This window comes from Streptomyces pristinaespiralis (assembly GCF_001278075.1).
Taxonomy (GTDB): Bacteria; Actinomycetota; Actinomycetes; order Streptomycetales; family Streptomycetaceae; genus Streptomyces; species Streptomyces pristinaespiralis.
Map to the genome: position 1 here is coordinate 1,023,424 of NZ_CP011340.1, position 14,432 is coordinate 1,037,855.

Consider the following 14,432-nt stretch of genomic DNA (forward strand, 5'->3'; position numbering starts at 1 on the left):
CGAACACCGTCGATGCCCGGCCGACCACCGCCGTCGACGCTCGCCTCAGCCCCCACTGCCACAAGAGGCCCGATGACGACCAGTTCTCCTCCCTGGCTCCACCCTGCGACGGAACACGGAGCGGACCGCGCGACGGGCCGGCGGACCGGTCGGCGCGGCAACGGATTCAACGGGGCGGTGGCCGTGTCGGGCGGCAGCTCCCGGGCGTGCCCGGTAGGGGCGGCGTCCTGATGGCCCCTGACACCTTCCGCCCGGTCTACCACCCCGCCGGCGAGGACACGGAACTGCGCAGCGCCCTGCAGGACTTACGCACGGGCCGCTGGTTATCGATGCGGAATCTTCTCGAGGCGACGGCCGACTGGGCCCTGTGGACCCAGCGCACCCAGGTCCTGGCGGCGGTCGCCGCCGGCTCGGACACGGTGCAGACATGGCGCGCGGAGGAACCCGACAGCGCGGCCGCGACGGTGATGCACTGCCGGGTCGCGGTCGAACGCGCGTTACGGGCGCACCGCGACGCGCACCGGCACACCCAGGATCTGTGGCACGAGGCCTGGGAGGCGTGCCGGGCGGCGGCGCACCGGTCGCCGGAGGACCCGGTGCCGTGGGTGTGTCTGCTCGCGCTCGCCCGGCTCGACGAGGGGCAGCGGCTCGACGAGCACCGGATGGCGCCGCCGGGGCCGATGCTCTTCCCCGGCCCGTGGGGTCTGCTGGCCCAGGCGGACAAGCGCGATCCGCACAACCGCGAGGCGTACCACCGGATGCTGCAGTTCGTGTACGCCCGGCGGACCGGCGCCCATCTCTCCGAGGCGGTCAACTTCGTCCAGTGGGCGTCCTCGTCCGCGCCCCTGGGATCGCCGCTCAAGGTGCTGCCGCTGTATGTGCGGGTGGAGCGCTACCGCCGGGAGAACGGCCAGGAGAAGGCGCTGGACCTGCACTGGGTGACGGACGACGCCGCCCGCGACGGCCGTCTGGCCCTGCACGACTGGTTCGACGTCGCGCACACGACGACGCGCACGCTGCTCGATCTCAGCCACCTGGCCCACGCACTGTGGGGGGCGCTCCAATTCGCGGACGCAGCCCGGGTGTTCGAGGCGCTCGGCCCGTTCTACACGACGCTTCCGTGGGCGTACCGGACGCCCGATCCCGGTGACCCGGCCCTCGCGGAGGAGGTGTTCCTGCGCGCACGGGCCCGCTGCCTCGCGGCGGCGCGTGATGCCGGCCCCGGGCCCGGCCCGGCTGCGGGCCCGTACGGCTGACTCCGTCCCACGCCCGACCGGGCCACGTCCCCACGCCGTACTCCCCCTGGCGCGTACTCCCCCGTCGCGCTGCTTCGCCGCCGGGCGCAGCACTCCTTCTGCCCTGACCGCTCGGACCTGTCCCTGCCCGCTCTCCGTCCCCTGCCCGCCCGAATCTCTGCCCTGCCCGCTCGATTCCGTCCCCTGCCCGCCCGAATCCCTGCCCTGCCCGCCCGACCTGTTACCTGTCCGCCCGACGTGTGCCCTGTCCGCTCAGTGCGTCGCCTTTCCCCGGAGGTACCTCGATGTCCATATCCCCGCCGAAGTGGTCGGATTCCGGCCGGACCCCTCCCAAGGACGAGGAGGAACGGCTGAGGGAGCTCGGCTATCAGCCCGTCCTGGCCCGCCGGATGGGCGGCTTCGGCAACTTCGCCATCAGCTTCTCCGTGATCTCGATCCTGTCCGGCTGTATGACGCTGTACGGATTCGGGCTGGGCACCGGCGGTCCCGCGGTGATGATGTGGGGCTGGCTGGGCGTCGGTCTCTTCGTCCTCTGCGTCGGCATGGCCCTGGCGGAGGTCACCAGCGCCTACCCGACCTCGGGCGCGCTGTACTACATGGCCGACCGGCTCGGCGGCCGCAAGTGGGGCTGGTACACGGGCTGGCTCAACCTCCTCGGTCTGCTGGGCGCCATCGCCGGCATCGACTACGGCTGCGCCCTGTTCACCGGCGCCTTTCTGAACCTCCAGTGGGGCATCGAACCCACCCCCGGCTCCACGATGATCATCTTCATCTGCATCCTGCTGCTGCACGCCACCCTCAACCTCTTCGGCGTACGGCTCGTCAGCCTGCTCAACTCGGTCAGCGTGTGGTGGCACCTCGGCGGCGTGGCCCTGATCGTGGGCGCGCTCGCGATCGTGCCGTCCGACCACCAGTCCCCCGAGTTCGTCTTCGGCGAGTTCGTCAACGGCACCGGCTGGGACAACCCCCTCTACGTGGCCGCCATCGGTCTGCTGCTCGCCCAGTACACCTTCAGCGGGTACGACGCCTCCGCCCACCTCTCAGAGGAGACCTCCAACGCCTCCGTCGCCGCCGCCAAGGGCATCGTGCGCTCCATCTGGGTCTCCTGGATCGCCGGGTTCGCGCTGCTGGCGGGCCTGACGTTCGCGATCCAGGACTACGCGGGCACCCAGGACACCGCGACCGGCGTGCCGCCGGCGCAGATCTTCATCGACGCCCTCGGCACGGGTGCCGCCACGGCGCTGCTGCTCGTGGTGATCGTCGCCCAGCTCTTCTGCGGCAACGCGGAAGTGGCCGCGGCCAGCCGGATGGTGTTCGCCTTCAGCCGGGACAACGCCCTGCCCGGTTCCGCCCTGTGGCGCAAGGTGAGCAGCCGGACGCAGACGCCCGTCCCGGCGGTGTGGCTGTCGGTCACCTTCGCGTGTCTGCTGGCCGTCCCGTCGCTGTACTCCGCGACGGCGTACGGAGCGGTCACCGCGATCAACGTCATCGGCATCACGCCCGCGTACGCCATCCCCATCTATCTGCGGCTGCGCGCCGGGAACCGCTTCCAGCCGGGTCCGTGGTCGCTGGGCCGCTGGAGCAGGCCGATCGGCTGGACCGCCGTGGTGTGGGTGGCGTGCGTGACCGTGCTGTTCTGCCTGCCGCAGTCGAACCCGGTGACCGTCGACTCCATGAACTACGCCTCCATCGCGCTGGCGGCGGTGCTGATCCTGGCCACGGTGTGGTGGTTCGTCGCCCGCCACTCGTACGGCACGCCGGCCGCGTACGGAACCGCCCGCGAGCAGGCGGAGATCGCGGAGAACATCGTCTGACGCTCCCCATGTCCCGCACGAGGGCCCGGCCGTGACGGCCGGGCCCTCCTGCTGTCCGGGGGCGGTGACCGGGTGAGAGGTGGGGGTCGTTCGGGCGGTCACCGCAGCGGGACGGTGACCTCGCCCGTGCCGCGCGCAGAGCCATGGCCGACGGCCTTACCCGGAACGGCCGGTCGGTGCCGCCGGCGGTCAGCGCAGGCCGCCGGGCTCGCGTCGACGCAAGACCAATCGTGTCCGAAGCATTGACGGCACGCCGACTCGGCTCTACGTTCGGCGCGTTGCACTTCGTACGTCATATATGAGACGCGATACGCGAGATCTGAGAGTGCTGATGACCTTCGCTCCCACCCCGATCCCCTCCCGCACCCAGTACGTGCTGGAGGCGATCAAGCACGGCATCCTCACCGGCGGCCTCAGCCCGGGCCAGTCCCTGGTCGAGACCGAACTGGCCGCGCAATTCGGTGTGTCGAAGACCCCGGTGCGAGAGGCCCTCAAGACCCTCGCCGGCACCGGGCTCGTGGTGATGAGCCAGTACAAGGGCGCCACCGTCCGCATGGTCGACGCCGACATGGCGCGCGAGGTGTACGACGTGCGGCTGCTGCTGGAGCCGGAGGCGCTGCGGCGCTCCATCACCCGCAACGCCTCGCTCGAGGACGCGCGCACGGCACTCGTCAGGGCCGACGAGGCGGCCGACCAGGCCGAACGGTCGCTGGCCAACCGGGAGTTCCACCGGGCCCTGTACCTGCCCTGCGGCAATCCGCTGCTGGCCAGGATGCTCGACGACGTCCGCGACCAGGCGGCCCTGGTCTCCACCGTGGCGTGGGCCGCCGACCCGTCCTGGCAGCGGGAGGCCGACGAGCACCGCACGATCCTCGAGCTCGCCCTCGCGGGGGACGCCGACGCCGCGGCCCGCGCGCTGCACGAACACATCGACTCCTTCGTACAGCGGGCGTTCCCCGAGCAGACCGAGGAGGACCAGGCATGAGCACCGATCCCGGCTTCGGCTCCCTGCGCGAGACACTCGCCGACGTGGTGGCCATCCCGGTCACACCCTTCACCGCCGACGACGCGATCGACACCGCCGCACACCGGGCGCTGCTGCGCCGCCTGCTCGACGGCGGGGTGCGCACCCTCACTCCCAACGGCAACACCGGCGAGTACTACGCGCTCGACCCCGACGAGCGGCGCGCGGTCACGGAGCTGACCCTCGAGGAGTCCGCCGGCCGGGCCGCCGTCCTCGTCGGCGTCGGGCTGGACGTGCCGACCGCGGTGGCCTCCGCGCGGCACGCGCGGGACGCGGGCGCACAGATGGTGATGGTCCATCAGCCGGTGCACCCCTATGTGTCGCAGGACGGCTGGCTCGACTACCACCGCGCCATCGCCGAGGCCGTGCCCGAGCTCGGCGTGGTCCCCTATGTGCGCAGTCCGCATCTGCGCGGCGAGCGGATGGCCCGGCTCGGGGAGCTGTGCCCCAATGTCGTCGGGGTGAAGTACGCGGTGCCGGACGCCGCGCAGTTCGCGGCGTTCGCACGCGACGCCGGCCTCGAGCGGTTCGTGTGGGTCGCCGGGCTCGCGGAGCTGTACGCGCCCGCCTACTTCTCCGCCGGCGCCACCGGCTTCACCTCCGGGCTGGTCAACATCTCGCCCTCGATCTCGCTGGAGATGCTCGCCGCGCTGCGCGCCGGGGATCACGCGGCGGCGATGAAGGTGTGGGAGCGGATCCGGCCGCTCGAGGACCTGCGTGCCGCCCACCGGTCGGCGGACAATGTCACGGTCGTCAAGGAGGCCCTCGCCGCGCTCGGCCTGTGCCGCCGTGACGTGCGGCCGCCCAGCAGTCCGCTCCCGCAGAAGCGGCGTGCCGAGGTCGCCGCGCTCGTGGCCGGGTGGGGCATATGAGCCTGCGGCCGGAGCAGTTGCGCAGCCACCAGTGGTACGGGACCGACGGGCTGCGCTCGTTCTCCCACCGGGCCCGTACCCGCCAGCTCGGGTATCTGCCGGAGGAGCATCTCGGCAAGCCCGTGATCGCGGTCCTCAACACCTGGTCGGACATCAACCCGTGCCATGTGCATCTGCGGGAGCGCGCCCAGGCCGTCAAGCGCGGGGTGTGGCAGGCGGGCGGGTTCCCGCTGGAGTTCCCGGTCTCCACCTTGTCGGAGACGTTCCAGAAGCCGACGCCCATGCTCTACCGCAACATGCTGGCGATGGAGACGGAGGAGCTGCTGCGCTCCTACCCGGTGGACGGCGCGGTGCTGATGGGCGGCTGCGACAAGTCCACGCCGGCGTTGCTGATGGGTGCCGCGAGCGCGGACCTGCCGACGGTGTTCGTGCCCGCCGGGCCGATGCTGCCGGGCCACTGGCGCAACGAAGTGCTCGGTTCCGGCACGGACATGTGGAAGTACTGGGACGACAAGCGGGCGGGGCTCATCGGCGACTGTGAGATGAGCGAGCTGGAGAGCGGTCTCGCCCGCTCCCCCGGCACCTGTATGACGATGGGGACCGCCGCCACCCTGATGGCCGCGGCGGAGGCGCTCGGGGTGACGGTGCCCGGCGCCTCGTCCGTCCCCGCGGTCGACTCCGGGCACGACCGGATGGCCGCGGCGTCCGGGATGCGGATCGTGGAGCTGGTGCGCCAGGACCTGAGGCTGTCGCGGATCCTGACGCGGGAGGCGTTCGAGGACGCGGTGACGACGGTCCTCGGCCTCGGCGGCTCCACCAACGCCGTCATCCATCTGATCGCCATGGCCGGGCGCGCCGGGGTGACACTGCGCCTGGAGGACTTCGACCGGATCGCCCGTACGGTGCCGGTGCTGGCCAACGTCCGTCCGGGCGGCGGGCCTTACCTGATGGAGGACTTCCACTTCGCGGGCGGGCTGCCCGGTTTCCTGTCCCGCATCCGTGACCTGCTCCACCTGGACCGGCCCACGGTCGCCCACGCCACCCTGCGCCAGCAGCTCGACGGCGTCCAGGTGCACAACGACGATGTGATCCGCACACGTGACAACCCCGTCGCACAGGAGGGTGGCGTCGCGGTGCTGCGGGGGAACCTCTGCCCCGACGGGGCGGTCATCAAGCACATCGCCGCCGATCCGAGTCTGCTGAAGCACACCGGGCCGGCCGTGGTGTTCCCGGACTACCGGACGATGCAGCGCACGATCAACGATCCCTCGCTCGGCATCACCGCCGGCCATGTGCTGGTCCTCCAGAACGCCGGTCCCAAGGGCGGTCCCGGCATGCCGGAGTACGGGATGCTGCCGATCCCGGACCATCTGCTGAAGCAGGGTGTGCGGGACATGGTCCGGATCTCCGACGCCCGGATGAGCGGCACCAGTTACGGGACGTGCGTCCTGCACATCGCGCCCGAGTCCTACGTCGGAGGACCGCTGGCCCTGGTCCGCACCGGGGACCTGATCACCCTGGACGTCGAGGCGCGTTCCCTCCGTCTGGAGGTCACCGACGCCGAGCTGGAGCGCCGGCGGTCGGAGTGGACACCGCCCCCGGCGCGCTACGAGCGCGGCTACGGAGCTCTGTACAGCGAGCAGGTCACCCAGGCCGACACGGGATGCGACTTCGCCTTCCTGGCCAGGCCGGGCGAAGTGCCGGATCCGTACGCGGGCTGAGCCCGCGCCGCCCCTCTTCGCCCGCCCCGTTCTTCTTGTCTTCGCCCAGACCCTTTCTCCTTCGCCCGACATCCGCATGGCGCGTGAGAAAGCGCTTACCCCAGATCGGAGATGCAGTCATGGCCCAAGCTGTGGCGCAGAAATCGCCAGGGCCACCGGCCCGGCGGCCCGGAGCCCGCGGCCGCCGCACGGGAGCGGCGCCCCGCCGGCTGCCGTATCTGCTGATAGCCCCCGCCGGGCTGCTGATGCTGGGCTTCATCGCCTATCCGGTGCTCAGCGTCTTCTATTACAGCCTTCAGGAGTACAACCCGACGAAGCCCTGGCGGAACGGTTTCGCCGGTCTGTCGAACTTCACGACGATCTTCACGGACGACCCGCACTTCTGGGGCACCCTGACGTTCAGCCTCAAGTGGGTCGTCGTCGAGGTGAGTCTCCAGCTGCTGTTCGGTCTGGCGCTCGCCCTCATCGTCAACCAGACCTTCTTCGGCCGCGCCCTCGGACGCGCGCTGGTCTTCTCGCCCTGGGCGGTCTCCGGGGTGCTGACCTCCGCGATCTGGGTGCTGCTCTACAACTCGCAGACCGGCATCACCCGTTACCTCGCGGACATGGGCATCGGCGAGTACGGCACCTCGTGGCTGTCCGACACCGCCACCGTCTTCCCCGCCGCCGTGGTCGCCGACCTGTGGCGAGGAGTCCCCTTCTTCGCCATCCTCATCCTCGCCGACCTCCAGTCCGTGCCGAAGGACCTGTACGAGGCGGCCGAGGTGGACGGCGCCAACCGGGTACGGCAGTTCCTGCACATCACGCTGCCGCACCTGAAGGACGCGATCATCCTCTCCACGCTGCTGCGGGCGGTCTGGGAGTTCAACAACGTCGACCTGCTCTACACGCTCACCGGAGGCGGACCGGCCGGCGAGACCACCACGCTGCCGCTCTACATCGCCAACACCAGTGTCGACGCCCATGACTTCGGCTACGCCTCCGCGCTGACGACGGTGGCGTTCGTGATCCTGCTCTTCTTCTCGATGGTCTATCTGCGCCTGAGCAAGTTCGGAGGCCAGGACAAGTGATCACCACACAGGCCACTCGCGGCACGGCGCCCGCGCCCGTGGTCCCACCCCCCGCCCGGCCGGTCCCGGCCAAGCGCCGGCGCGCCTGGGACGAGGTACCGCGGTGGCAGATCTATCTGCCGCTCGGCGTCTACCTGCTCTTCACCCTCATCCCGTTCTACTGGATCCTGCTGTTCGCGGTCCGCCCTACCGGCTCCACCTCACTGGTGCCGTGGCCGATGACGGGCGAGCACTTCGAGAAGGTGTGGACGGAGCGCAGCTTCGCGACCTTCTTCCAGAACAGCCTCATCACCGGTATCGCCGTCCTGGTGATGACCACGGTGGTCGCGCTGGCCGGCGGTTACGCCCTGGCCCGTTTCGACTTCCGTCTCAAGAAGGGCTTCATGCTGGCCCTGCTGTGCTCCCAGTTCGTGCCGGGCGCGCTGCTGCTGGTACCGCTCTTCGAGATCTTCGCCGGCCTGCAGATGATCAACTCGCTGGTCAGCGTCATCATCGCGGAGACCGTGTTCCAGCTGCCGCTGTCGATGATCCTCATCAGCGGCTTCATCAGGAACGTGCCGTACTCCCTGGAGGAGGCGGCGTGGGTGGACGGCTGCAACCGCTTCAGCGCCTTCAGGATCGTGGTGCTTCCGCTGCTGCGGCCCGGGCTCGTCGCCGTCGGCTCCTTCGCGTTCGTCCACGCCTGGAACCACTTCCTGTTCGCGCTGATGTTCCTCAACAACCAGGACAAGCAGACCATCCCGGTCGGCCTCAACACCTTGATGGGCGCGGACAGCGTCGACCTGGGCGCCCTGGCCGCGGGCGGTGTGATCGCCGCCGTTCCCGTCGTCATCGTGTTCGCGTTCATCCAGAAGTGGCTGATCACGGGCTTCAGCGCCGGGGCGGTGAAGGGATGAGCACCACGAAGAAGCCGCTGCCCGTCGTGCTCGCGGGCGCCCGGGGCCACGGCCGGCAGCACCTGGCCAACATCGCCCGCCTCCAGAAGGAGGGCCTGGTGCGGCTGGCCGGCGTCTGCGAGCTGCGCCCGCTGTCGCCCGACGAGCTCGCCGGCTTCGACGGGCCCGCGGCGCCCCTCACGCCGCGGCAGGGGCAGGACCTCGACGCGCTCCTCGACTCGACCGGCGCCCGGATCGTCGTCGTCTGCACACCGATCCAGACGCACACCGACCTGGCCCTGACCGCCGCCCGGCACGGCGCGCACCTGCTGCTCGAGAAGCCGCCCGCCCCCTCGTACGAGGAATTCAGGCGGATGGCCGACGGGGTCGCCCGGGCCGGCGCCGTCTGCCAGGTCGGGTTCCAGTCGCTGGGCTCGCACGCGCTGCCGGCCGTCCGCGCGCTCATCGAGGACGGGGCGATCGGCGAGGTGCGCGGCGTCGGGGCGGCCGGGGCATGGGTACGCGGCGAGGCGTACTTCCGGCGCTCCCCGTGGGCCGGCCGACGCCGTCTCGACGGTGTCGACGTCGTCGACGGGGCGCTGACCAATCCGCTCGCCCACGCGGTGTCGACGGCCCTGGCGCTGGACGGCAGCACACGGGCGGAGGAAGTGGCGGGCGTGGAGACGGAGTTGTTCCGCGCCAACGACATCGAGTCCGACGACACGTCCTGCGTCCGGGTGACGACGTCCCGTGGGGGCCGTGTCACCGTGGCGGCCACGCTCTGCGCCGAGGTGGCCTCCGAACCGTACGTGGTGGTGCACGGCAGCAGCGGGCGCATCACGTTCTGGTACAAGCAGGACCGCGTGCTGGTCCAGCGGTCCGGCCACGGCCCGCACGAAACGGTGCACGGCCGGACCGATCTGCTGGAGAACCTCGTCCGGCATCTGACGCGGGGCGACGCGCTGCTGGTGCCGACCGATGTCTGCGGCGCGTTCATGCGGGTCGTCGAGGCGGTACGCACCGCCCCCGATCCGGTCCGGCTGCCGCCGTCGGCATGGCGGCACGCCGACGAGGGGAACGCCCCGCGCCGGGTGGTCCCGGGCGTCGACGCGCTGGTCGCAGCCGGCGCCGAGTCGCTCCGCCTGTACTCCGAACTCGGCGCGCCCTGGGCCCTACCGACGGAGGTCACCACGCCATGAGCTCCACGACGCAGCTGTACTGCTCGGGCCGGCCGGTCGGCCGCTACTCGCTCCCCGCCGACCTGGACCGGCGCTCCTCCCCCCGTCCCTGTCTCCATCCCGTCACCACGCTGGGCGGCGTCCCGGTGACCGAGCTGGCGCCGCCGGACCATCCGCATCACCTGGGCGCGGGGGTGGCCGTGCCGGATGTGGAGGGCCACAACTTCTGGGGCGGACGGACCTATGTACGGGGGCGGGGCCCCACCGAGCTCGACAACCACGGGCAGCAGCGCCACGACGGGTTCAAGCTCCGCGACCCGGACGGCTTCGTGGAGGAGCTGAGCTGGCTGGCCGGCGGGCGGCGGCTGATGCGCGAGCACCGCACGGTGGCGGTCACGCCGCTCACCGACACCGCCTGGGCGCTGGACCTCACCTTTTCCCTGACCAATGTGAGCGGTGCGGCGCTGTCCGTGGGAAGCCCCGCCACCAACGGGCGCGACGGCGCCGGTTACGGCGGCTTCTTCTGGCGGGCGCCGAAGGAGCCGGCTGCTCCGGCCGCCTTCACCGCGGACGCGGAGGGCGAGGCCGCGGTGCACGGCGCGCGGGCCGACTGGCTGGCCGTCGCCGGGCAGGACTGGACGCTGGTCTTCGCCGGGGCGACCGCACGGACCCGCGAGGATCCCTGGTTCGTGCGGACCGCGGAGTACCCGGGCGTCGGTTCGTCCCTCGCCCCTGTCCGGCGGCTGCCGCTGGCGCCGGACGAGACGATGGTGCGCCGCGTCGTCACCGTCGTCGCCGACGGGCGCCTGGACCGGGACGGCGCCGCGGCGCTGGTCCACAAGGCGGTGACGGCATGAGGACCGGGGACCTCGGCGACGGGACGTACCGCAATCCCGTGCTCGCCGCCGACTGGTCCGACCCCGACGTGGTCCGGGTCGGCGACGACTTCTACCTCACCGCGTCCAGCTTCGGCCGGGCCCCCGGGCTGCCGCTGCTGCATTCCCGCGACCTCGTCAACTGGACGCTGATCGGGCACGCGCTGGAGCGGCTGGAGCCCGCGGCCGCCTTCGCGCTGCCCCGGCAGGACGGCGGGGTGTGGGCGCCTTCGATCCGTCACCACGACGACCGTTTCTGGATCTTCTGGGGCGACCCGGACCACGGCATCTGGCAGGTCAACTCGACCGATGTACGCCGTGGCTGGAGCCGACCGCATCTGGTGAAGGAGGGCAAGGGTCTGATCGACCCCTGTCCGCTGTGGGACGAGGAGACCGGCGAGGCGTTCCTCGTCCATGCCTGGGCCCGGTCCCGTTCGGGGATCAACAACCGGCTCACCGGCCACCGGATGCGTCCCGACGGCAGCGCCCTGCTCGACGAGGGGAAGACGGTCGTCGACGCGGACGGCATCCCCGGCTGGTTCACCCTCGAAGGCCCCAAGCTGTACCGGCACGACGGCTGGTTCTGGATCCTGGCCCCGGCCGGCGGTGTCAGGACGGGATGGCAGGGCGCGCTGCGCTCCCGGGACTTCTTCGGCCCGTACGAGGAGCGAGTGGTCCTCGAACAGGGCGACACGCCCGTCAACGGGCCGCATCAGGGCGGCTGGGTGCGCACCCGGTACGGCGAGGACTGGTTCCTGCACTTCCAGGACCGCGGCGCCTACGGACGTGTGGTCCACCTCCAGCCGATGCAGTGGGACGACGACGGATGGCCCGTGCTGGGTGACGGGGGCTCACCCGTCCTCCTGCACCCCAAGCCCGACCTGCCGGAGCAGCCGAGGTCCGCCCCCGCGACGGACGACGGCTTCCCCGGGGGGCGCTTCGGCCGCCAGTGGCAGTGGGCGGCGAACCCCGGCGAGGGCTGGGCCCCGCTGCACTCGGGCGACGGCCTGCGGCTGATGTGCGTGCGCGGCGACGACACCCACGACCTGCGCAGGCTGCCGAACGTCCTCACCCAGCGGCTGCCCGCGGCCGACGCGGTCGTCGAGGTCGAACTGTGCCTCGACGACGACGAACCGGGCGCGCGGGCGGGCCTCGCGGTGCTCGGTGACGCGTACGCCTGGATCGGCCTGGAGCGGGCCGACGACGGCACGGTCCGGCTGGTGCACCGCTTCGCGGAGGCGGCCGCGGAGCGCGAACGGGACGCGGCACTCCCCCGGCCGGCGCCGGGGGGCCGGGCGCTGCTGCGGATCGAGACCGGGGCCGGCGCCAGGTGCCGCTTCTCGGCCGCCGTGCCCGGAGCGGGCCAGGACGGTTTCGTGCCGTCCGGCCCGGTCTTCACCGCCACCCCCTGGCGCTGGACCGGCGCCCTCCTCGGCCTGTTCGCCGCCGCGCCCGTCGCGGAGCGGACAGCGGCGGCGGGTCACGCCGGCGCCGCGATGTTCACACGGTTCCGCATCACCTCTCCACGCACACCCGCACGCACACGGACATCCGCACGAACCCGCACACCCGTACGAGCAGAAAAGAGCCGACCATGACGATCTTCCACCGGGGACGTGGCAGAGCCGCCTCCCTCCTCGCCCTCACCACGGCGCTCCTGATGACCGCCACCGCCTGCGGCGACGACGGCAGCGGCGGCGCCGGGGACAAGGGCGGCGAGGGGTCCGGCAAGGGCGAGATCACCTTCTGGGACAACAACGGCGGTGTCCGCACCGACGTGTGGAAGGAGATCATCGCGGACTTCGAGAAGAAGCACCCGGACATCGACGTCAACTACGTCGGGGTCGCCTCGACGGAGGTCCAGTCGAAGTACGACACCGCCATCCAGGGCGGCGGGCTGCCCGACGTCGGCGGCGTCGGGGCGGCGATGCTGGCGGGTATCGCCGCGCAGGGTGCGCTGGAGCCGCTCGACGAGCGCATCGCCGCGAGTTCCCTCAACGGCAAGCTGAACGCCGGCATGATGCAGAACGTGAAGGCCGCGGGCGGCCAGGACCGTATGTTCACGGTGCCGACGTCAGCCAGCAACGGCGTGCTGTACTACCGCACCGACCTCTTCGAGGAGGCCGGCCTCGAGCCGCCCACGACCTGGGCGAAGTTCTTCACGGCGGCCGACAAGCTCACGGCGAAGGACAAGAACCGCTTCGGCTACACCATCCGGGGCGGCGCCGGGTCCATCGCGCAGGCGCTGGACGCGATGTACGGCCAGAGCGGCATCGACACCTTCTGGAAGGGCGACAGGACCACGGTCAACGCCCCTGAGAACGTGGCGGCGCTGGAGAAGTACGCGGCGCTGTTCAAGAAGAACACCCCCGCCGCGGACGTGAACAACGACTTCACCAAGATGGTCGCCCAGTGGGACAGCGGCGAGATCGGCATGCTGAACCACAATCTGGGCTCCTACAAGGACCATGTGAAGGCGCTCGGCACGGAGAAGTTCCGCGGCATCCCGCTGCCGACCGCCGAGGACGGCACACGGGTGCAGGTCTCCAACCCGGTCGACGGTCTCGGCCTGTTCAAGTCGAGCAAGAACAAGACGGCCGCCTGGAAGTTCATCGAGTTCGCCGCGTCCCACGAGTCCAACAGCCGGTGGAACGAGTCGGCCGGCGCGATCCCCGCCAACACCGAGGCCGCCCAGGACGCCTGGGTGCAGAAGGCGGAGCCCACCAGGCTCGCGGCCGAGGCGCTGTTCGGCGGCTCGACGAAGATCGTGCAGCTGCCCTACTACCTGCCCGACTGGAACACCATCTCCAAGGCCGAGAACGAGCCGGCCTTCCAGAAGGTGCTGCTCGGCAAGATGTCGGCGAAGGACTTCCTCGACTCCCTGGCGGAGCAGCTCAACGAGGCCCAGGCCGAGTGGAAGCAGCAGAACGGGTGAGGCCGACCCGTCGTCAGGTGGTCGCGGCGGCGGCGAGCCTTCCGCTCGCCGCCGCGGCGGCCCCCGCCGCCCTGGCCGGGCCGTCCGCCGGCGGCCGGAGCCGTACGCTCTTCATCGCCGGGGACTCCACGGCCGCGCAGAAGTACGCGGACGCCGCGCCCGAGACCGGGTGGGGCACGGCCCTCCCCTTCTTCCTGGACAAGCGGCTGCGGGTCGCCAACCACGCCGTCAACGGCCGGAGTTCGAAGAGCTTCGTCGACGAGGGACGCCTGGACGCCCTGCTGGCCCGGATCGTGCCCGGTGACCTGCTGCTCGTCCAGTTCGGTCACAACGACGCGAAGAGCGCCGACCCCGCCCGTCACACCGAGCCCTGGTCGACGTACCAGGCGTACCTGCGCCGGTACATCGAGGGGGCGCGGGAGCGCGGCGCCCGGCCGGTGCTCGCGACGTCCGTCGAGCGGCGCAGGTTCGACGCGCAGGGGACCGCGGTCCCGACGCACGGTGACTATCCGGCCGCGATGCGCGCGCTGGCCGCCGAGGAGGGCACCGCGCTGCTCGACGTGCAGGCCCTGTCGATCGCCCGCTGGCAGGAGCTGGGCCCGGAGGGCACCAAGGCGTATTTCAACTGGACGCCGGAGGAGCAGGACAACACGCACTTCAATCCGCCGGGCGCGATCGCCGTGGCGCGGATGACCGCACAGGAACTGCTGAGCGCCGGCGTGATGGCGCCGCGCGACGTCCGCAGGCTCGAGGACGAGATCCCCGAGTCGTGGATCACCTGGCCCGCCGCCGACTGAACCGGGAAGAGAGCC

12 protein-coding genes are annotated in these 14,432 nt (G+C 71.4%); all 12 read left to right on the forward strand.

From position 1 onward, the window contains the following. The first annotated feature begins 230 nt into the window (after window positions 1–230). Window positions 231–1,256, forward strand: coding sequence for a hypothetical protein (locus tag SPRI_RS04200; protein ID WP_005308640.1), 1,026 nt, complete (start codon window positions 231–233; stop codon window positions 1,254–1,256). Between the two features lie 284 nt (window positions 1,257–1,540). Further along, window positions 1,541–3,070: an amino acid permease gene (locus SPRI_RS04205; protein ID WP_005308642.1), complete on the forward strand. Its 1,530-nt coding sequence runs from the start codon at window positions 1,541–1,543 to the stop codon at window positions 3,068–3,070. A gap of 331 nt (window positions 3,071–3,401) precedes the next feature. Beyond that, complete coding sequence (locus SPRI_RS04210) at window positions 3,402–4,055, forward strand: GntR family transcriptional regulator (protein WP_037773126.1); 654 nt, start codon at window positions 3,402–3,404, stop codon at window positions 4,053–4,055. Beyond that, entirely contained in the window at window positions 4,052–4,966 is a 915-nt protein-coding gene (locus SPRI_RS04215; RefSeq protein ID WP_005308650.1) for a dihydrodipicolinate synthase family protein, read from the forward strand. Before SPRI_RS04210 ends, SPRI_RS04215 begins: the two co-directional genes overlap by 4 nt. After that, the gene (gene araD / locus SPRI_RS04220; protein ID WP_037773130.1) at window positions 4,963–6,687 is read left to right on the forward strand and encodes an L-arabinonate dehydratase; all 1,725 of its coding nucleotides are present in this window, start codon (window positions 4,963–4,965) and stop codon (window positions 6,685–6,687) included. The genes SPRI_RS04215 and araD overlap by 4 nt, the downstream gene beginning before the upstream one ends. A gap of 119 nt (window positions 6,688–6,806) precedes the next feature. Then, window positions 6,807–7,757 (forward strand): carbohydrate ABC transporter permease, encoded by a 951-nt coding sequence (locus SPRI_RS04225; RefSeq protein WP_037773132.1) that lies wholly within the window; start codon window positions 6,807–6,809, stop codon window positions 7,755–7,757. Beyond that, window positions 7,754–8,653: a carbohydrate ABC transporter permease gene (locus tag SPRI_RS04230; protein WP_005308656.1), complete on the forward strand. Its 900-nt coding sequence runs from the start codon at window positions 7,754–7,756 to the stop codon at window positions 8,651–8,653. The genes SPRI_RS04225 and SPRI_RS04230 overlap by 4 nt, the downstream gene beginning before the upstream one ends. Beyond that, the gene (locus SPRI_RS04235; protein WP_005308658.1) at window positions 8,650–9,831 is read left to right on the forward strand and encodes a Gfo/Idh/MocA family protein; all 1,182 of its coding nucleotides are present in this window, start codon (window positions 8,650–8,652) and stop codon (window positions 9,829–9,831) included. The genes SPRI_RS04230 and SPRI_RS04235 overlap by 4 nt, the downstream gene beginning before the upstream one ends. Then, entirely contained in the window at window positions 9,828–10,667 is an 840-nt protein-coding gene (locus tag SPRI_RS04240; RefSeq protein WP_005308660.1) for a DUF6807 domain-containing protein, read from the forward strand. Before SPRI_RS04235 ends, SPRI_RS04240 begins: the two co-directional genes overlap by 4 nt. Continuing rightward, on the forward strand, window positions 10,664–12,283 hold the full coding sequence (locus SPRI_RS04245) for a glycoside hydrolase family 43 protein (protein WP_078951205.1): 1,620 nt from the start codon (window positions 10,664–10,666) through the stop codon (window positions 12,281–12,283). The genes SPRI_RS04240 and SPRI_RS04245 overlap by 4 nt, the downstream gene beginning before the upstream one ends. After that, entirely contained in the window at window positions 12,280–13,620 is a 1,341-nt protein-coding gene (locus SPRI_RS04250) for an ABC transporter substrate-binding protein (protein ID WP_005308664.1), read from the forward strand. The genes SPRI_RS04245 and SPRI_RS04250 overlap by 4 nt, the downstream gene beginning before the upstream one ends. Next, window positions 13,617–14,417, forward strand: coding sequence for a rhamnogalacturonan acetylesterase (locus SPRI_RS04255; protein WP_053556700.1), 801 nt, complete (start codon window positions 13,617–13,619; stop codon window positions 14,415–14,417). Before SPRI_RS04250 ends, SPRI_RS04255 begins: the two co-directional genes overlap by 4 nt. The last annotated feature ends 15 nt before the right edge of the window (window positions 14,418–14,432 follow it).

Bases quoted from the DNA above. Each gene is read 5' to 3' on its own strand.
- SPRI_RS04200 (WP_005308640.1), top strand. From the start codon at position 231: ATGGCCCCTGACACCTTCCGCCCGGTCTACCACCCCGCCGGCGAGGAC.
- SPRI_RS04205 (WP_005308642.1), top strand. From the start codon at position 1,541: ATGTCCATATCCCCGCCGAAGTGGTCGGATTCCGGCCGGACCCCTCCC.
- SPRI_RS04210 (WP_037773126.1), top strand. From the start codon at position 3,402: ATGACCTTCGCTCCCACCCCGATCCCCTCCCGCACCCAGTACGTGCTG.
- SPRI_RS04215 (WP_005308650.1), top strand. From the start codon at position 4,052: ATGAGCACCGATCCCGGCTTCGGCTCCCTGCGCGAGACACTCGCCGAC.
- araD (WP_037773130.1), top strand. From the start codon at position 4,963: ATGAGCCTGCGGCCGGAGCAGTTGCGCAGCCACCAGTGGTACGGGACC.
- SPRI_RS04225 (WP_037773132.1), top strand. From the start codon at position 6,807: ATGGCCCAAGCTGTGGCGCAGAAATCGCCAGGGCCACCGGCCCGGCGG.
- SPRI_RS04235 (WP_005308658.1), top strand. From the start codon at position 8,650: ATGAGCACCACGAAGAAGCCGCTGCCCGTCGTGCTCGCGGGCGCCCGG.
- SPRI_RS04240 (WP_005308660.1), top strand. From the start codon at position 9,828: ATGAGCTCCACGACGCAGCTGTACTGCTCGGGCCGGCCGGTCGGCCGC.
- SPRI_RS04245 (WP_078951205.1), top strand. From the start codon at position 10,664: ATGAGGACCGGGGACCTCGGCGACGGGACGTACCGCAATCCCGTGCTC.
- SPRI_RS04250 (WP_005308664.1), top strand. From the start codon at position 12,280: ATGACGATCTTCCACCGGGGACGTGGCAGAGCCGCCTCCCTCCTCGCC.